General features: G+C 38.6%; 17 protein-coding genes, 5 tRNA genes and 1 pseudogene. All 23 read left to right on the forward strand.

What is annotated here, in order from left to right; translation table 11 throughout:
- The first annotated feature begins 41 nt into the window (after positions 1-41).
- Positions 42-1,058: a YkvI family membrane protein gene (locus JCM9140_RS09955; protein WP_034745533.1), complete on the forward strand. Its 1,017-nt coding sequence runs from the start codon at positions 42-44 to the stop codon at positions 1,056-1,058.
- A 92-nt stretch (positions 1,059-1,150) separates the two neighbouring features.
- Positions 1,151-1,348, forward strand: coding sequence for a DUF951 domain-containing protein (locus JCM9140_RS09960; RefSeq protein ID WP_034745536.1), 198 nt, complete (start codon positions 1,151-1,153; stop codon positions 1,346-1,348).
- A gap of 138 nt (positions 1,349-1,486) precedes the next feature.
- Complete coding sequence (gene ychF / locus JCM9140_RS09965; RefSeq protein ID WP_034745539.1) at positions 1,487-2,587, forward strand: redox-regulated ATPase YchF; 1,101 nt, start codon at positions 1,487-1,489, stop codon at positions 2,585-2,587.
- A 771-nt stretch (positions 2,588-3,358) separates the two neighbouring features.
- Positions 3,359-3,646: a 30S ribosomal protein S6 gene (rpsF, locus tag JCM9140_RS09970; RefSeq protein WP_034745542.1), complete on the forward strand. Its 288-nt coding sequence runs from the start codon at positions 3,359-3,361 to the stop codon at positions 3,644-3,646.
- Between the two features lie 27 nt (positions 3,647-3,673).
- Positions 3,674-4,180, forward strand: coding sequence for a single-stranded DNA-binding protein (ssb, locus tag JCM9140_RS09975; protein WP_034745545.1), 507 nt, complete (start codon positions 3,674-3,676; stop codon positions 4,178-4,180).
- A gap of 69 nt (positions 4,181-4,249) precedes the next feature.
- Positions 4,250-4,483, forward strand: a complete 234-nt coding sequence (rpsR, locus tag JCM9140_RS09980; protein WP_034745548.1) for a 30S ribosomal protein S18 — start codon at positions 4,250-4,252, stop codon at positions 4,481-4,483.
- Positions 4,484-4,660: 177 nt separating this feature from the next.
- A complete protein-coding gene (locus tag JCM9140_RS09985; RefSeq protein WP_034745550.1) occupies positions 4,661-5,596 on the forward strand; it encodes a YybS family protein in 936 nt (311 codons plus the stop codon).
- 11 nt (positions 5,597-5,607) lie between these two features.
- A pseudogene (locus tag JCM9140_RS09990) lies at positions 5,608-7,579 on the forward strand (DHH family phosphoesterase).
- On the forward strand, positions 7,576-8,022 hold the full coding sequence (gene rplI / locus JCM9140_RS09995; RefSeq protein WP_034745554.1) for a 50S ribosomal protein L9: 447 nt from the start codon (positions 7,576-7,578) through the stop codon (positions 8,020-8,022). Before JCM9140_RS09990 ends, rplI begins: the two are co-directional and overlap by 4 nt.
- Positions 8,023-8,124: 102 nt before the next feature.
- A complete protein-coding gene (gene dnaB, locus JCM9140_RS10000) occupies positions 8,125-9,489 on the forward strand; it encodes a replicative DNA helicase (RefSeq protein ID WP_034745556.1) in 1,365 nt (454 codons plus the stop codon).
- A 263-nt stretch (positions 9,490-9,752) separates the two neighbouring features.
- The gene (locus JCM9140_RS10005) at positions 9,753-11,039 is read left to right on the forward strand and encodes an adenylosuccinate synthase (protein WP_034745559.1); all 1,287 of its coding nucleotides are present in this window, start codon (positions 9,753-9,755) and stop codon (positions 11,037-11,039) included.
- A 408-nt stretch (positions 11,040-11,447) separates the two neighbouring features.
- Positions 11,448-11,523 (forward strand) — tRNA-Lys (locus tag JCM9140_RS10010).
- A 13-nt stretch (positions 11,524-11,536) separates the two neighbouring features.
- Positions 11,537-11,611, forward strand: a tRNA-Glu gene (locus JCM9140_RS10015).
- Positions 11,612-11,628: 17 nt separating this feature from the next.
- Positions 11,629-11,705: transfer RNA gene (locus JCM9140_RS10020), tRNA-Asp, on the forward strand.
- 21 nt (positions 11,706-11,726) lie between these two features.
- Positions 11,727-11,802, forward strand: a tRNA-Phe gene (locus tag JCM9140_RS10025).
- A gap of 11 nt (positions 11,803-11,813) precedes the next feature.
- Positions 11,814-11,886, forward strand: a tRNA-Thr gene (locus JCM9140_RS10030).
- A 214-nt stretch (positions 11,887-12,100) separates the two neighbouring features.
- On the forward strand, positions 12,101-13,564 hold the full coding sequence (locus tag JCM9140_RS10035; RefSeq protein ID WP_052002171.1) for a M23 family metallopeptidase: 1,464 nt from the start codon (positions 12,101-12,103) through the stop codon (positions 13,562-13,564).
- A 123-nt stretch (positions 13,565-13,687) separates the two neighbouring features.
- Positions 13,688-14,398 (forward strand): response regulator YycF, encoded by a 711-nt coding sequence (gene yycF, locus JCM9140_RS10040; protein WP_034745562.1) that lies wholly within the window; start codon positions 13,688-13,690, stop codon positions 14,396-14,398.
- Positions 14,399-16,216 (forward strand): cell wall metabolism sensor histidine kinase WalK, encoded by a 1,818-nt coding sequence (gene walK, locus JCM9140_RS10045; protein WP_034745565.1) that lies wholly within the window; start codon positions 14,399-14,401, stop codon positions 16,214-16,216.
- Complete coding sequence (yycH, locus tag JCM9140_RS25510) at positions 16,213-16,956, forward strand: two-component system activity regulator YycH (protein WP_034745568.1); 744 nt, start codon at positions 16,213-16,215, stop codon at positions 16,954-16,956. Before walK ends, yycH begins: the two co-directional genes overlap by 4 nt.
- Positions 16,953-17,558 carry a two-component system activity regulator YycH gene (locus JCM9140_RS25515; RefSeq protein WP_034745570.1) on the forward strand — a complete coding sequence of 202 codons (606 nt, stop codon included), beginning with the start codon at positions 16,953-16,955 and terminating at the stop codon, positions 17,556-17,558. Before yycH ends, JCM9140_RS25515 begins: the two co-directional genes overlap by 4 nt.
- Positions 17,545-18,318, forward strand: a complete 774-nt coding sequence (locus tag JCM9140_RS10060) for a two-component system regulatory protein YycI (RefSeq protein ID WP_034745573.1) — start codon at positions 17,545-17,547, stop codon at positions 18,316-18,318. The genes JCM9140_RS25515 and JCM9140_RS10060 overlap by 14 nt, the downstream gene beginning before the upstream one ends.
- 23 nt (positions 18,319-18,341) lie before the next feature.
- On the forward strand, positions 18,342-19,139 hold the full coding sequence (locus JCM9140_RS10065) for an MBL fold metallo-hydrolase (protein WP_034745576.1): 798 nt from the start codon (positions 18,342-18,344) through the stop codon (positions 19,137-19,139).
- Positions 19,140-19,192: the final 53 nt, after the last annotated feature.

Below are 19,192 nucleotides of genomic sequence, written 5' to 3' on the forward strand. Positions count from 1 at the left end.
AGTTCAAATTGACCTAGTAGATGACGAGGAGAGGGTTATACATGTGGGCTAACGGCTTAAAATGGATGTTTCTTATAATAGGTACAATGATTGGGGCGGGATATGCATCAGGAAGGGAATTATGGGAATTTTTTGGTGCTGAAAGTGGACTAGCAATTCTGTTATTCGCGGTTTTGTTTATTGTTTCTGTTAAAGTAATCATGTCGATTAGCTATAACCATCAGTCTGAACATTATTTGCCTGTGTTAAAGGTTTTAATGGGAAAGCGTATCGCACAAATGTATGATGTAATGATTATTATTTACTTGTTTTCAACAACGGTTATTATGTTAGCTGGCGGTGGCGCTACTTTAGAAGTGATTTATGTACCTTATTGGCTTGGTACGTTAATCATAGGTGCAATGGTTGTTGTTTTATTCTTATGGGATACAAAAGGAATGACATCCATGAATGCATTTATTATTCCTTTATTAATTATCTTTTTAATTGCTATTTTAGTAGCGTTTCAAAAATTAAATGGATTTCCTATTGAATTCAATTTAAATGCTCAACATAATTGGCCAGCGGCTTTAACCTTCACAGCTTTAAACATTCTTCCTTTAATTGCGGTTATTGGAGCAATTGGTCACGAAGTTAAACACAAAGGTGAAATTTGGATTGCTTCTATTGGAAGTGGTGTTATTTTAGGGTCGATTTCGTTTTTATACAACGAATCACTTCTTCAAGTGGCAAGTGATATTATGTTGTACGAGATTCCATTATTTGCGATCTTAAAGCATTATCCATATTATATGATGCTAATCATGTCTGCTTTGCTATGGTTAGCCATCTATACAACTGCTGCAGCTGGTGTGTTTGGTTTGCTTTCGAGGATGAAAGCATGGGTTAAAGGACCAGCTTGGTTAATTGCTCTTCTTTTAATTGCGATTATGGCACCATTAACGACATTTGGTTTTTCCACTCTTATTTCCGTTCTTTACCCATTATATGGAGTGTTAAACTTGTTTGTGTTAGCATCCATTTTGCTTTATCCAATTATGAATCATCGAGCATTATAATCTTTAGACCGGCAAAGTTGCTCGACTCAAGTGCTATCTTTCGTGTATAATACCGAGTAATAAAAGGGTACGAAGAAGGAGGCATCTTGCGTATGATCAATAAAGAGTTTGCACTCCATGATGTTGTGGAAATGAAAAAGCAACATCCTTGCGGGGAAAATCGTTGGAAAATTATTCGGATGGGGATGGATGTTCGGATTAAATGCCTCGGCTGTGAGCATAGCGTTATGCTGCCTCGTAAAGATTTTGCTAAAAAAATGAAAAAAGTGTTAGAACACGGTTCGGCTTAAGCAAGGTGATCTAGGTTACATATCTAGATTACCTTGTCTTTTTTTCGTGTAATCACTATAATTGGTATGGTTATAAACTATGCTATTTTATATATATAAATCGTTAATCCTTGAAAATAGAAAAAGGAAGTGAGTATTTTGGCTTTAACAACTGGAATCGTCGGTTTGCCAAATGTGGGAAAGTCGACATTATTTAATGCAATTACACAAGCTGGAGCAGAATCAGCAAACTACCCTTTCTGTACAATCGATCCAAACGTAGGGATTGTAGAAGTACCAGATTACCGTTTGCAAAAACTAACAGAGCTCGTTGAACCGAAAAAAACCATTCCAACAGCATTTGAATTTACTGATATTGCTGGAATTGTGGAAGGTGCGAGTAAAGGAGAAGGGTTAGGAAACAAGTTTCTTTCACACATTCGTCAAGTCGATGCGATCTCACATGTTGTTCGTTGTTTTGCTGATGACAACATTACCCACGTTTCAGGTGGAGTGAATCCAATTCGGGACATTGAAGTCATCAATCTTGAGTTGATTCTGGCTGATTTGGAATCAATTGAAAAGCGTATTACGCGTGTAGCCAAGCTAGCAAAAGCAAAAGACAAAGAAGCGGTAGCTGAGCTAGAAGTACTTGAACTTCTTCGTGATGCGTTTGAAAATGAAAAACCAGCACGCAGCGTTGAGTTTACCGATGAACAACAAAAAATTGTGAAACACCTTCATTTATTAACAAGTAAACCGGTCCTTTATGTAGCAAACGTAAGTGAAGAAGATCTACTAGCACCAGAAGATAATGATTATGTGAAACAAGTAAAAGAGTTTGCAGGAGCAGAAGGCAGTCAAGTGATTTTAGTTTGTGCAAAGATTGAATCCGAAATTGCAGAATTAGAAGGCGAAGAGAAGGAAATGTTCCTAGAAGAAATAGGAATCAAAGAGTCTGGCCTCGATCAATTAATTCGTGCAGCGTATGATTTATTAGGGCTTCAAACATATTTCACAGCAGGCGTTCAAGAAGTACGAGCATGGACATTCCGTAAAGGAACAAAAGCCCCACAAGCAGCCGGAATTATTCACACTGACTTTGAACGTGGCTTCATCCGCGCTGAAGTTGTATCGTACGAAGACCTAGTCGATGCAGGAACAATGGCCGTCGCAAAAGAGCGCGGAAAAGTCCGCCTCGAAGGAAAAGAATACATCGTCCAGGACGGAGACGTGGTTCACTTTAGATTTAATGTATAAGAGAACAAGAAAACAAGGCCCGCACTTGGCCTTGTTTTCTTGTTCTCGAAGCAATGAGCGAAGCCGCCGTAAAGGTTTTAAGCCTTTTGAGTGGTTTTCTCAAAGGGCGCACGGCGAGAGAAGCCATTGCCATCATCGAAACAGCTAAAGAAGGTTTGAACAAGGCCCGCACTTGGCCTTGTTTTCTTGTTCTATAGCTAGAGAAGGTTGTTTTCGTATACTTTGTTGTTTCTGTCGATTATGTGTTCTTCCCATGTTAGCTTTTAATGAAAAAGAGTAACAAGTTAAAGATAAGTAAAAGTAACCCTAGCAGGGGAATGACACGTAGACTCCTGCGGGACCAGTGACCCACGTGTGAGACCCCGGAGGCGATAGCCGAGGAGGCTCACCGGGCGCCCCGCGGAAAGCGGAGTGTTATTCCCCTGCGGCAGTTAGGCACTTTTTCAGCGGCCTCCCTCTATTTCCCACAGGGGTCGAGTGACTTCCTTCATTTCACTATGAGTATTTCCTACTTAAACTACTTTCCAAAAGCTCAGTAGAAAATATAACAAGGAACTTGAGGGGATTTAAAGTCAGAAAGTATAATAAATGAAACAATCTCCGCCCCAAATCTACATCCCCATCGACAAACTTTTACACCCAACTAAAAACAACTTGCAGTTAAAAATTCATTCTGTTATACTCTACTAATGCGAGTGCAATGACTCAACAGTTGAGTTAATGCTCCTTGCTCCAATATGGAGCCGCTAGACCAAAAGGAGGTGGACCGGAATGCGTAAGTACGAAATTATGTACATCATCGCTCCAAACCTAGAAGAAGCAGCTACTAAAGAAGTTATTGAACGTTTTAACAACGTTTTAACAACAAATGGTGCTGAAGTTGAACAGGTTAAAGAGATGGGTAAGCGTCGTTTAGCATATGAAATCAACGATTTTCGTGAAGGTTTCTACGTATTGTTAAATGTACAAGCTAACTCAGAAGCGATTGCAGAATTCAACCGTCTTATTAAGATCAACGATAACGTTATTCGTGTTCTTATTACAAAAGACGAAGAATAATTTAAAGATGAAGTGGGAGGGGTTCGAATGCTGAACCGAGTCGTACTAGTTGGGCGTTTAACACGCGACCCAGAACTACGGTATACACCAAATGGAGTGGCAGTAGCTAACTTCACATTGGCAGTAAATCGTCCATTTTCTAATCAACAAGGTGAGCGCGAAGCAGATTTTATTAACTGTGTTATTTGGCGCAAGCAAGCAGAAAATGTTGCTAACTATTTGAAAAAAGGTAGTTTAGCAGGTGTAGATGGCCGAATCCAAACACGTAGCTATGACAACAATGAGGGAAAACGTGTTTTCATCACAGAAGTTATGGCAGAAAGTGTTCAATTCCTTGAGCCGCGTGGAGCTAGTTCTAATTCCAATCAAGGACAAGGAAATGATTACTATGGCGGTGGACCAGGCCCTAGTGGAAATGACTTTGGTAGGCAGCAGAACAACAATCAAAACCGTTCTTCAGGTGGGTTTAATGAAGATCCATTTGCTAATGACGGGAAGCCGATCGATATTTCGGATGATGATTTGCCGTTCTAAACGTCCTCTCTACTTTTTGTAGAAAAATAATGTGATTGATAAATAATAATTGGAAAGGAGTGCTGCTACATGGCTCGTCGTGGTCGTCCAAAGCGTCGTAAAGTTTGTTTCTTCACTGTAAACAAAATTACGAAAATTGATTACAAAGATACGGATCTTCTAAAACGTTTCATTTCTGAGCGTGGTAAAATTTTACCTCGCCGTGTAACTGGAACTTCAGCGAAGTACCAACGTCAATTAACAATCGCAATCAAGCGTTCTCGTCAAATCGCTTTATTGCCTTACGTTAACGATGTAAACTAATTTTTAAAAAGTATGACAGACGTTTCTGTCATACTTTTTTTTATGAAGAAGAGAAAATGGGAAAGACTTTTTAGTAAGATTTGGTGACTGTTTGAGTCGGAGCTTTAACTTTATGGACAAGTACGCTAAAATAGATCAAGGATTACTATTTGTTTAGTTTGTATGTGAGGTGTATGCATGAAAAATACAAGGACATTGACAGAAGGGGCATTGCTTGCTTCGCTGTTTGCTATCCTACTAGTCATTACAACCTACGTTCCTTTATTAGGAATGATAACCGTTTGGGCATTGCCATTGCCTTTTGTTGTCTACACGTATCGAAGAGGGCTAAAAGCCGGTTTGTTTTTGTGGGTTGTTTCTTTCTTTTTAGCATTTATCATTGGTGGACTTATAACGATTCCTTCGGCTTTTATTTTTGGTAGTGGAGGTATTATTATAGGTGAATTATATCGTCGGAAACTTTCTGGGTTTTCTGTTCTAATTGGAGCAGGGCTCGTTTATACAGCTAACATGTTGCTTGTCTTTTTAGGTCTTGTGTTGATTATTGGAGATAATCCGATTCAAATGGCTATGGAATTAACAAGAGAGCAGATAGAATTAGCACAATCCACGTTAGGTTCGTTTGGGCAAAACCCAGAACAACTGGAACAAATGAATCAAATGATTGACAATATGGCTTATTTAGCTCCCGTCATGATTGTTGGGGTTGGAGTAACGCTAGCTTTGTTAACCAAGCTTATTAGTTATCTTTTACTGAAAAGATTAGGGCATGAAGTTCATTCTTTACCGCCATTTCGTAAATGGAGTTTTCCGAGGGCATTTCTTTGGTATTACTTAATTATTTTAATTTTAGCAATGGTTGGAGCAGAAGAAGGCTCCATGATGTTTATGGTCATATGGAACTTATTCCCGTTGCTTGAAATTGTCGTAGCCATTCAAGGATTTGCTGTGATTTTTTACTACTTCCATCATAAGAAAGTAGCGGCGGCAGTACCGGTTATTATTTTAATTGTAGCTGTCTTAGTACCCCCGCTCCTGTATATTATAAGAATCATTGGAATCATTGATTTAGGTTTTGATTTACGGTCTCGTATCTCAGGCCAGAAAAAATAGGAGCTGACATTATGCCTAAGTTTTTATTGAAACGGTGGCACGGCTACCACGTAATAACTCTCTTTGTTACAGCATTTCTTTTTATAAGTGTACTAACTTGGTATCAGTGGCAAATTGGTGTAGTCGGATTTTTAATTTTGGGCGCCATTGCTATCTATGCTGTTCAAGCTAGAATTTACTTTGAACGTGATTTAGAAGAGTATATTTTAACGCTATCGTATAGAGTATCAAAAGCTGGTGAAGATGCTGTAACCAAGATGCCTTTAGGAATTTTGCTCTATAACGAAGAGCGAAAAATTCAGTGGGCTAATCCGTATATATCATCTGTTATTTCTTCTGATGTAGTTGGGAAACAAGTAGAGGAAATAAGTGAATCCCTTCAAACGTTGCTAGATGACGATGTGAAGATTGATACGATTAAAATAGGTGATAAGTTTTTTCATGTATCAATTGAAGCAGATGAGCGTCTTATTTACTTTTTTAAATGTTACAGAAAATGAAGAAGTAAAAGTACTTTTTGAAGAATCTCAATCTGTTGTTGCATTCATTTTTTTAGATAATTACGATGAAGTGACGCAAGGGATGGAAGATCAAGTAAGAAGCCGATTAATGAGTCAAGTAACTCTTACGTTAAACAACTGGGCGAACGACAATGAAATCTTTCTAAGGAGAACGGCATCTGATCGTTTTATCGCTGTAATGAATGTGAAAGCACTAAAGGCAATAGAGCAGAATCGTTTTGGTATTCTCGATCAAATTCGCGAGCTAACTGGTAAAGAGAAGGTTCCAATCACGTTAAGTGTGGGGGTTGGAACAGGAGAGGAATCACTTAGAGAATTGGGTTTGTTAGCTCAATCAAGCTTAGATTTAGCGTTAGGTCGCGGTGGAGATCAAGTAGCAATTAAAAGGAAAAATGGAAAAGTCACCTTTTATGGGGGCAAATCGAATGCTTTAGAGAAGAGAACGAGAGTGAGAGCTCGTGTCATTTCACATGCACTACGCGATTTTGTATTAGAAAGTGATCAAGTCTTTATTATGGGTCATAAAAACCCAGATATGGATGCAATCGGCGCAGCTATTGGTGTTCAAAAAATAGCAGATGTCAATGAACGAGAGGGTTTTATCGTTTTAAATCCTCATGACATTAACCATGATGTTCAAAAGTTGATGGAGGAAGTGGAGAACCACGATGATTTGTGGTCAAAGTTTATTACACCAACTGAGGCGTTAGATCAAATTACGCCAGAAACTCTCTTAATTGTTGTTGATACACATAAACCATCACTTGTAATGGAAGAAGAGCTCTTAAATAAGGTTGAGAGAATTGTTGTTCTAGATCATCATCGCCGTGGTGAAGATTTTATTGAAGATCCTGTACTTGTTTACATGGAGCCATATGCATCATCCACCGCTGAATTGGTAACAGAATTGCTTGAGTATCAGCCAAAGAAATTAAAGATGGACCGGTTAGAAGCTACAGCTCTTTTAGCTGGGATCATTGTTGATACGAAAAGTTTTGCTGTTAGGACAGGAGCTAGGACGTTTGACGCTGCTTCGTTTTTGCGTTCGAATGGTGCGGATACAACTTTAGTTCAGAAATTACTAAAAGAAGACCTAGATCACTATGTAAAACGAGCAAAGCTAGTCGAAAGTGCGGAGTATTACCGAAAAGGACTAGCGATTGCTACAGCTAGTGAAGATGAAACATATAGTCAAATTATCATTGCACAAGCGGCAGATACGTTGCTAACAATGAGAGACACTGTTGCGTCTTTTGTTATTTCTAAGCGCAAAGATGGAATTGTCAGCATTAGCGCCCGCTCTCTCGGTGAAGTAAATGTTCAACTGATTATGGAACGAATGAATGGTGGGGGGCATTTAACAAACGCAGCTACTCAACTTGAAGAAGTTTCGATGGAAGAGGCAAAAGAGCAATTACAATTAGCGATAGATGATTACGTTGAAGGGGGAAAAACACAATGAAGGTAATTTTTTTAGCTGATGTAAAAGGAAAAGGAAAAAAAGGGGAAACGAAAAATGTATCAGAAGGTTATGCAAGAAACTATCTGATACCAAATCAACTTGCTGTGGAAGCTACACAAGGTAATTTAAAAAACTTAGAAGCTCAGAAGAAAAGTCATCAGAAAAAAGTAGATGCAGAGCTAGAAGAAGCAAAAAAATATAAAGAAGAATTAGAAGCACTTACTGTTGAAATTAAAGCAAAATCAGGTGAAGGTGGCCGTTTGTTTGGTGCGATCTCGACTAAACAAATTGCGGAGACATTAAAGAAGATGAAGAAAAAAGTAGACAAGCGTAAAATTATGCTAGATGATCCAATCCGTGCATTAGGCTACACAAATGTCCCAATTAAAATTCACCCCGATGTCATTGCAACTGTGAAAGTTCACGTAGTAGAAGAAAAATAACAATATGTTGGAGGGTGTCACAGAAAGTACGATTTGTTACTTATGGGCACCCTCCATCTAATCCAGATGACTTATAAATAGATATGGAGAGAGGAGATTAGCATGAGCGACTTGTTTGCAGATCGTACACCACCTCAGAATATTGAAGCTGAACAAGCCGTTTTAGGTGCCATCTTTTTAGCTGATGAAGCACTCGTCACAGCTTCAGAGCGACTATTACCTGATGACTTTTATCGGGCCTCTCATCAGCGCGTCTATCAAGTGATGCTTGATTTGGCTGAAAAAGGAGAACCGGTTGATCTTGTTACCGTAACATCCGAGTTACAAGATCGTAAATGGCTTGAAGAAATTGGTGGGGTTGCGTACTTAAGTGACTTAGCCAATGCTGTACCAACTGCCGCAAACGTCGATTACTATAGTCGAATTGTTGAAGAAAAATCGGTACTGCGTAGATTAATTAAAGTAGCAACAAACATTGCCGCAGACGGATATGCAAGCGAAGAAGAAGTGGATACGATTTTAACGGAAGCTGAAAAAACCATTTTGGATGTTTCCCAACGAAAAAATACAAGTGCCTTTATTTCAATTAAAGATGTCTTAATTGAAACGTATGACAAAATTGAAGAATTGCAAAATCATTCGGGCGATATTACGGGAATTCCAACTGGGTTCGTTGAACTTGATCGCATGACGGCTGGATTCCAACGAAATGATTTAATTATTGTTGCCGCCCGTCCTTCTGTTGGAAAGACGGCTTTTGCCCTTAATATCTCTCAAAATGTCGCAACAAGAGCTGGTGAAAATGTGGCGATTTTTAGTTTGGAGATGGGAGCGAGCCAACTTGTTCAACGTATGCTTTGTGCAGAGGGGAATATTGATGCACAACGAATGAGAACAGGGGCTCTAACTTCTGAGGATTGGCAAAAGCTAACGATGGCAATGGGAAGCCTTGCAAAAGCAGGCATTTATATAGATGATACACCTGGGGTTAAAGTAAATGACATAAGAGCTAAATGCCGAAGACTGAAGCAAGAACATGGTCTAGGCATGATTATGATTGATTACTTGCAGCTTATTCAAGGGAACGGCAAAGCTGGAGAGAACCGGCAGCAAGAGGTATCAGAAATTTCTCGTACACTAAAACAAATTGCTCGTGAACTTGAGGTACCTGTTATTGCCTTGTCACAGCTTTCACGTGGAGTGGAATCACGTCAAGACAAGCGTCCGATGATGTCTGATATCCGTGAATCAGGGAGTATTGAGCAAGATGCGGATATTGTAGCCTTCTTGTACCGTGATGACTATTATGACAAGGAAACAGAAAACCAAAACATTATTGAAATCATTATAGCAAAACAGCGTAACGGTCCAGTTGGGACAGTAGAGCTAGCATTCGTTAAAGAATATAATAAGTTCGTCAATCTAGAACGAAGACATGATGAAAGCAATATGCCTCCAGGAGCATAGAACAATTGATTATGAGAGTGTGAATCAAATAGGATTCATGCTCTTCTTTTTTTTAGCTAAGTAGTCTAGGGAATAAGTAAGGTCGAAGGTAAACATTCTATACATACAGGCAGAAGATTAAAACGAACAAATAAATAAAAACTTATTTTGAACGTTCGTGTTTTACATTGACGCACGATATCCAAGTTGGTATACTTATGATTGGCTTTGGAAATAGTTTAAATAATTATGTATATACAGTAGCTAAAGTGGAGGTGCATCACATGTCATCAGTGGTTGTGGTTGGTACGCAATGGGGCGACGAAGGAAAAGGAAAGATTACAGATTATCTTTCAGAGAAAGCTGAAGTTGTTGCTCGCTACCAAGGTGGAAATAACGCAGGGCATACGATCGTATTTGGTGGAACGAAATACAAACTTCATTTAATTCCATCAGGGATTTTTTATAAAGATAAAGCGTGTGTAATTGGAAATGGAATGGTGATTGATCCAAAAGCACTTGTTGAAGAATTAGCTTATTTACATGAACGTAATGTCGATACAAGCAACTTACGTATTAGTAACCGAGCACATGTTATTCTTCCGTATCATCTTAAACTTGATATTGTTGAAGAAGAACGTAAAGGTGCAAATAAAATTGGTACAACGAAAAAAGGAATTGGGCCAGCTTACATGGACAAGGCTGCTCGAATCGGAATTCGTATCGCAGATTTACTTGATAAAGAAACATTTGAAGAAAAATTAGTGCGTAACTTAGAAGAAAAAAATAGAATGTTTGAAAAGTACTATGAAGTAGAAGGATTTACGAAAGAAGAAATTCTCGATGAATACTTCGAGTACGGCCAACAAATTGCTCAATATGTTTGTGATACATCAGTTGTTTTAAATGATGCATTAGACGATGGCCGTCGTGTTTTGTTTGAAGGTGCTCAAGGGGTTATGCTAGATATTGACCAAGGAACATACCCATTTGTTACTTCTTCAAACCCAATTGCTGGTGGGGTAACAATTGGTTCAGGTGTTGGACCGTCTAAAATCAACCATGTTGTAGGCGTATCAAAAGCTTATACAACACGTGTTGGTGATGGTCCATTCCCTACAGAGCTACATGATGAAATCGGTAATACGATTCGTGAGGTAGGAAATGAATACGGAACAACGACTGGACGTCCACGTCGTGTAGGTTGGTTTGACAGTGTGGTTGTTCGCCATGCTCGCCGCGTTAGTGGAATTACAGACTTATCTCTTAACTCCATTGATGTGTTAACGGGTATTAAAACATTAAAAATTTGTACAGCGTATAAATATCGTGGAGAAGTAATGGAAGAGTTTCCTGCAAGCTTAAAAATTCTTGCAGAGTGTGAGCCTGTTTATGAGGAACTACCTGGATGGGAAGAAGATATTACTGGAGTTAAATCATTAAGTGAACTCCCAGTCAATGCTCGTCATTACATTGAGCGTGTATCTCAATTAACTGGAATTCCATTAACGGTCTTCTCTGTAGGACCAGATCGTAACCAAACGAACTTAGTTCGTGGAGTATTTGCATAAGTATAATAAAAAAGGGCGCTTTTCCTTATTTTAAATTACGATTGTTATGAAATAACATTTTCACTCGAAGTGAAATGGAGCGGAAGCCACTCGACTCCTGCGGGAAATAGAGGTAGGGGCGAGACCCCACAGGCATAGCCGAGGAGGCTCGCCACCTCCCCGCGGAAAGCGAGTGGCTGCAGCGTAATGGAACGAACATGTCACAGTCACAAACCCCAAATTTACTATTATCTAAAATCGAAGGATGTAATAACTATTGCATCCTTCATGCATTTCTTTTAAGCTATAAGAAGCTTCGACAAAAACCACTAAAAACTTTTTTATAAAAACACTTGCATTAGAAAAATCACTATGGTATTATAAATCTTGTCGCTAAGAGATGTACAAGCGATTTGAAAATAACAGCAAGAGCCATTAGCTCAGTTGGTAGAGCATCTGACTTTTAATCAGAGGGTCGAAGGTTCGAGTCCTTCATGGCTCACCACTTTTTATAAAGTGGCCCGTTGGTCAAGCGGTTAAGACACCGCCCTTTCACGGCGGTAACACGGGTTCGAATCCCGTACGGGTCACCATTTTTAAAATTTCAATTGGTCCGGTAGTTCAGTTGGTTAGAATGCCTGCCTGTCACGCAGGAGGTCGCGGGTTCGAGTCCCGTCCGGACCGCCATTTAATTTCATAGTTGTTTGTGGCTCAGTAGCTCAGTCGGTAGAGCAATGGACTGAAAATCCATGTGTCGGCGGTTCGATTCCGTCCTGAGCCACCATTTTTATATTTGCCGGCCTAGCTCAATTGGTAGAGCAACTGACTTGTAATCAGTAGGTTGGGGGTTCAAGTCCTCTGGCCGGCACTTTTAATCCGTGTGGATATTCCATGCGGATTTTATTTTTTATTTAGACGAAATTCCCTTAAATATCCAGAAATATGACAGGAATATTACAATCTATTTTCAGTTTGGTTTATTTATTCATAATTTAGTAGGATATGCTAAAATAGAAAAGGTTGGCGATTGCTGTCAAAAATAGAACAAATTATGCAGGTTTTGTTTTTCGTAGGAGGAAAAAATGTTAGTAAAACAGAAACTCTTAACAGATCATAAACAACTATTTAATTATTTACCACAACATATACTTCTTCAAACATTCGTCATCTTTTTTATGGCTATTACGTTATTTGCATCTTCGCAAACTGTTGATGCTGAAGAGGATCAAGATGTACATACGATTTATCATGTCTATATTGATGAACGTCATTCTGGCATTAGTAATGATGTTGATGCAATCTATGAATCTATTAATAAGTTACAAAGTCAGTATGAAGAAAAGTATCCTACCTTTTCATTAACTGTAGGTGAAAATATAAGAGTCATCCCTGAACTTGTTTTTACAAAAAGTGAGATTGATGATGGTATTTTAGATAAAATTAAAGAGAGTATAGTGATCCAAGTAGAAGCTGTTGCTTTAATGATTGATGATGAACCAGCTGTTTATTTACCTTCTGAAGAGGAAGCTGAAGAAACTTTAGAGTTGTTCATTTCGCAATATGTTGAAGAAGAAGATTACGAGAACTATTTAAATGGCCTAGAAAATGAAGAACTTCAATTAGAAATCGGTGAAAAGGAAGTTACGAAACTAGAGCTGACAGAAGAAGTAACGGAGCAGGAAGTTTTGGTTGCCCCAGAAGAGGTTCTAACTACAGAAGAAGCAGTCAAAACATTAACAAATGGTGTATTAGAAGAGCAACCTTATGTTGTTAAAGAAGGCGATGTGTTAGGAACAATTGCTAGTGATCATGACTTAACGACGTCACAATTATTAGAATTAAATCATGACTTAGATGAAAATAGTTTGATTCGTGTAGGGGACGAAATTACGGTACAAGATTATCGTCCATTAGTAAAAGTTGTAGCGACTCATGTTCTAAAGTCAGAAGAGGAAATCCCTTTTTCAAGAGAAGTCAAAGAAGATGACTCTATGTACAAAGGTGATGAGAAAGTGACGCAAGAGGGACAAGCAGGGTCGCAAGTCGTTACGTATGAAATAACTGAACAAAACGGTAATGTCATTAAACGTCAAGTTCTTTCTGAAGAAGTAACGAAAGAGCCTGTTACAGAGATTGTTACAAAGGGAACAAAGGTGATTCCTTCAAGGGGATCTGGGACGCTAGGATGGCCAGCTGTTGGTGGGTATATTTCTAGTTATCAAGGTAATCGTTGGGGAAGATTTCACCGAGGAATCGATATTGCACGACCGAGTAACTTCAATATCTTATCAGCAGATAATGGTACTGTAACATTTGCAGGTTGGAGCGGCGGTTATGGGAACTTAATTAAAATCAATCATAACAATGGCATGGAAACATGGTATGCGCATTTAGCTTCAATGGATGTAAGTGTTGGACAAACGGTTACGAAAGGTCAAAAAATCGGTGTAATGGGTCAAACAGGAAACTCAACAGGAATTCATTTGCACTTTGAAGTTTATCAAAATGGGCAATTAAAAAACCCAATGGACTTTCTTAATAGATAATAAAAAACGCTCCTAGTATGGGGCGTTTTTGTCATTTATTTACCAGGTGTTAATGCCAACGTGAGCTGCGTACATGTGTTAAAATAAAAGTAGATTTTATAATGGACGGGAGAGATCTGCACAATGGATAAGCGCATATTAGTTGTCGATGATGAAAGACCAATCGCAGATATTTTGAAGTTTAATCTTGAAAAAGAAGGTTATGAAGTTGTGTGTGCCTATGATGGCTTAGAGGCGATTGATCTAGTAACAAGCGAACAACCTGACTTGATTTTGTTAGATATTATGCTTCCACATAAAGATGGAATGGAAGTATGTCGAGAGGTTCGAAAACAATTTGATATACCGATTATTATGTTAACAGCAAAAGATTCGGAAATTGATAAAGTACTTGGCTTGGAATTAGGAGCAGACGATTACGTGACAAAGCCATTTAGTACGAGAGAGTTGTTGGCGCGAGTAAAGGCAAATTTGCGACGTCACACTTCTAGCAATGAAGAAACCTCATCTCAAAAAGAAATTGTTGTTGGGGATTTAACAATTTACCCAGAAGCTTATCAAGTGAAAAAGCGTGGAGAAGCGATTGACTTAACACATCGTGAGTTTGAGTTGATTCACTACTTAGCGAAGCATTTAGAACAAGTTATGACAAGGGAACATTTGCTTCAAGCAGTATGGGGGTATGATTATTTTGGTGATGTTCGAACGGTTGATGTAACGGTCCGTCGCTTACGTGAAAAAGTAGAGGACAACCCTAGTTACCCTATTTGGATTATTACAAGACGAGGGGTAGGGTATTATTTATCGTCACCTGAACAAAAGGAGCAACGATAAATGGATCGTAAAGTTGGCTTTTTTAAGTCGATCCAGTTCAAATTGATCATTATCTACGTATTGATTATTTTCATTGCTATTCAAATAATTGGTGTTTACTTCACAAGACAATTAGAAAGTCAATTAGTATCTAATTACTTTGAAATGCTTGATGATCGTGCAAATTTACTGTCATTTAATCTTGCCCAGGAAATGACGAAAAACAAAGAGGATCGTACGGCATTAACTGCCAATATTAATACGTTGCTTCGTGATACATTCTCTATTGAACAATCAGAAGTACAAGTGATTGATCAAAATCGCGTTGTTGTCACTACATCGAACTTATCTAACAGACATATTATTGGACAACAAAGTACAGAAGTGAGTGTGAAGCGGGCATTATTAGGAAATAAGTTTGGAGATGTGCTTCGTGATCCGACAACAGGACACCGTGTACGCGTGCTAGCTGTTCCAATTAAGTCGGATGATGGTCCGGTTGGAGCTTTGTATATTGAAGCATCAATGGAAGATATCTATGATCAAATAAGACAAATTAACAATATATTAATTAGTGGTACCTTTATTGCTCTTGTTATCTCGTCTGTGCTTGTTATCTTTGTCGCAAGAACGATAACAGGGCCAATTGTAGATATGAGAAAACAGGCCACTCGCATGGGGCGAGGAGATTTTACCAAGCAAGTTACGGTATATAGTGGTGATGAAATTGGACAACTTGCAACCTCGTTTAATGATTTGACGATGAAACTGCAAGAAGCGACGTTAACCCGTGACCGTGAGCAAAAGAGATTGAAATCTGTTTTAACACATATGACAGATGGTGTTATTGCAACTGATCAAAATGGTCGCATTATTTTAATGAATAAGCGTGCAGAAGAACTGTTAAATATTTCGAGTCATGCAGCAATGGGTCAGTTATTGCCAAGTGTTCTTCGTTTGTCTGATTCATTTGCCTTAAATGAGTTGTATGAGCAATCAGATTCAATCTTACTTGATTTTAGCAGTCCAAAAGAAGAATATTTGCTTGAAGCAAATTTCTCTGTTATTCAAGAGAAAAATGGACCAATCAATGGTCTGATTACCGTTCTCCATGATGTGACGGAACAAGAAAAAATTGAACAAGAACGTCGCGAGTTTGTGGCAAATGTCTCACATGAATTACGAACGCCGCTTACAACAATGAGAAGTTATTTAGAAGCGCTTGAAGATGGAGCCATGTCGGATCAAGAGTTAGGTCCTAGGTTTCTAGGTGTAACTCAAAACGAAACAGAGCGCATGATTAGACTCGTGAATGATCTCTTACAGTTATCGAAGATTGATAGCTATGACTATAAGTTAGCCTTTCAATCAGTGGACATTGGGCAATTCCTCCACGAAGTGATTGATCGTTTTGAGATGATTGCTCAGAATAAACATATTACCTTTATTCGAAAAATCTCTTCAAAACCAACGTATGTGAAGATAGCTACGGATAAAATGACACAAGTTATTGATAATATTATTTCAAATGCAATGAAATATTCTCCTGAGGGTGGAAATGTAACGATTGCCCTTTTGCAGCAAGGTGAAAAGTTGCAAATTAGTATTGCAGACCAAGGAATGGGAATTCCGCGAGAAAGTCAGACGAAAATTTTTGAGCGTTTTTACCGAGTTGATAAGGCCAGAGCAAGAAGCGTTGGAGGAACTGGACTTGGACTTGCCATCGCAAAAGAGCTCATTCATGCGCATCAAGGTGAAATTTGGGCAGAAAGTGAATATGGAAAAGGGACAACGATCTTCTTTACATTGCCTGCAATGCAAGAGGAGGATAACCAATGAATTATGAGCATTTAAAATCGACACTGCTAATTATTTTAATTGGGATAAGCGTTATTTTAACGTGGCAGCTCTATACATTTCAGCCTGAGATTGCTCTACTTGATGATACGGTTTCAAGGTATGTTCCAGATTCGTTAAATGAAGAGCGAGAAGAACGAGTGATTTCAGAAGTGGTAAGACCAGAACAAATCATTGTTCATCGTGACGAACAATATGGGATGATCGGAAATGATGAAGAGAAGTTTGATTTGTTCTATGAAAAACTATTAGCAACGAACTTAAATGAAGTAAACTTGCTTTCGACTGATCGTTTTCCGACTCAAACCACGGGAAATGGAGTGGAGTTGGTTTTTCCAACATCCTTGCCAACAAGTATATTTTTAGCGTTGTTTGGTATCTATGATGAAGAATTAGCCATTCCAACACTTGAAATTGATCGGTTGTTTTTATTTATCGATCAAGGCAACGCTGTTCATATGCAAGCACTAGCGAGTGAAGAAGAACGTTTAATAGAGTTTGAAACGAGTCTATCTGTCGGAGACTTTGAAAGTAATTACTTGGAGCCTTTTGAGGAATATACCGAAGTGATGACGGTGTTAGATGAAACAGCTTCAAAGCGACTTAGTGAGAATATTTATTTACCAGTAGACCCCGTTTACGTTGATCGATTATCGTTTGCGACATCTCCTTTGTCTAGTGAATTTTTTAAACAGTCTCTTTTCACGGACCTAGTTCTGTGAAGTACTACCAACAGACAGATGGGGAAGATTCCTATACAGATGGAAATCGTATTATTACGATGCATAATAATGGGGCTTTTATGGAGTATTACAATCCTGTTTTTATTGAAACACAGGAAAGAAGCAATAAACATATTGTTCAAAATAGCTATGAGTTTATAAATGGACATGGCGGCTGGACGAATGATTATATACTTGCAAATTGGAACTCTTCTGACATTCGTGATGAAGCTGTTTTTCAAATGCAAATAAAGGGAGTACCGGTCGTTCAATTTGAAGGCCAAGGAGATATGAGTTTGCAAATTAGTCGTTCTGGGAACCAAATTGTAAACTATTCTAGACCGCTTTTTGAATTGGATGCCTTTCCGATTGATGCACGGGAGCAAATTGAACTGCCATCGGGAGAAGAAGTAATCAACTATTTAAAAAGGCAGGAATTTTTTGATGAGCGTCGGCTTATAAAAGTAACGATTGGATATGAAATGATTTCAAGAAATTCATCTTTTGTCACGGTCGAACCACACTGGTTTATTTATTACGGAAACAGGTGGCAAAAAGTGACCTTTGAGCCAGAGGAAGGTGGAGCAAATGGATTGGAGTAGAACAAAAACGATTTTCATTTTCACCTTCTTTTTGTTAAATGTTTTCTTAACATGGCAGTTAGTGGAGACACATAATGTGAACCAAATAAGTATGATTACAGAAGCAACCATTCAAGAAGTATTAAGAGAAAATAACGTCCAAATAGAAGTAGATTTGCCAGAAGAGGAATCACCAGGTTTACTTGTTGTTGGTAAGTATATTGAGATTCAGACGACAGATGTTCCTCTTGATGATAATCAAAAAATAGAGCTTCTCGATGACTATACAATTCTATCTCAGCTGATAGAACCATTCGCTTTATCTCGTGAGAACTTCGCTACAGAGTTAAGCACGTTTTTAACATCTCATGTGTTTAAAGGAGAGACGTATCGGTTTGGAGGGTTTGACTCAGAAAAAAATCGAGTGACTTTATACCAAATGTATGGAGAAAAAACAGCTTATACACTAGAAGAAGAACCGCTAATTTTGCAGCTTGATGAGGATCTTCAAATTGTAGGCTACCAACAGAGACATTTTCAATTTGAAGAGCAAGAGGGAGAAGAACGAGAGATTCTTTCAAGTCTAAAGGCAATTGAAGTGTTATTAAATGATCAATTAATTCGTATGAATCAAACGATTACCAATGTTCAATTTGGATATTATAGCTTTTTTAGCCCAACTGGGGATGTACAAGTATTTGCTCCAATGTGGCGTGTAACGGTAGATGGAGAAACGTATTTGGTTCATGCAATTGGAGGATCCGTACAGCAGCTTACGTAAGTTTTTTGAGGGGAATGAGGAGAATGACATTACGCTTTAGTGTACTTGCGAGTGGGAGTACAGGCAACGCTGTCTATGTAGAGACAGATGAGCAGCGTTTATTAATAGATGCAGGATTAAGTGGGAAGAAAATGGACGAGCTTTTTCAGCAAATAAATCGAGATCCAAAAGAGTTAAATGGAATTCTAGTAAGTCACGAGCATTCCGATCATATTAAGGGAGTCGGTGTATTTGCTAGAAAGCACAAGCTCCCCATTTATGCCAATGAAAAAACGTGGAAAGCGATGGATGGGCAGTTAGGGACATTGTCAAATGAGCAGAAGTTCACGTTTGCTACAGGAGAAGTAAAAACATTCGGGAACTTAGATGTTGAATCGTTTGGTGTATCTCATGACGCAGCTGAACCGATGTTTTTCACGTTTCACCATGAAGGCAAAAAGTTAGTGCTCGCCACTGATATGGGGTATGTGAGTGAACGAATTAAAGGAACGATTGAAAAAGCAGATATGTTTATTTTTGAGTCCAATCATGACATGAATATGTTACGTATGGGTCGTTACCCGTGGAGTGTGAAACGTCGGATTTTGAGCGATGTGGGCCATGTGTCGAACGAGGATGCAGCACTTGCACTTTCAGAAGTGATTGGTGATAACACAAGTCGCATTTATTTGGCTCATTTAAGCCTTGATAACAATATGAAGGACTTAGCACGATTGTCCGTTGAACAAGTGCTAAAAGAACAAGGTATGGCTGTGGGGGAGCAATTTGAACTATATGATACCGATCCTCACAACCCAACAGCGTTAGCCATTGTTTCATAGTATGAAAGAAGCAGAATACCCTTTTCTGCTTCTTTTTGTACAAAAAAATGAGG

Source organism: Halalkalibacter wakoensis JCM 9140, from assembly GCF_000513095.1.
GTDB classification, from domain to species: Bacteria; Bacillota; Bacilli; order Bacillales; family Bacillaceae_D; genus Halalkalibacter; species Halalkalibacter wakoensis.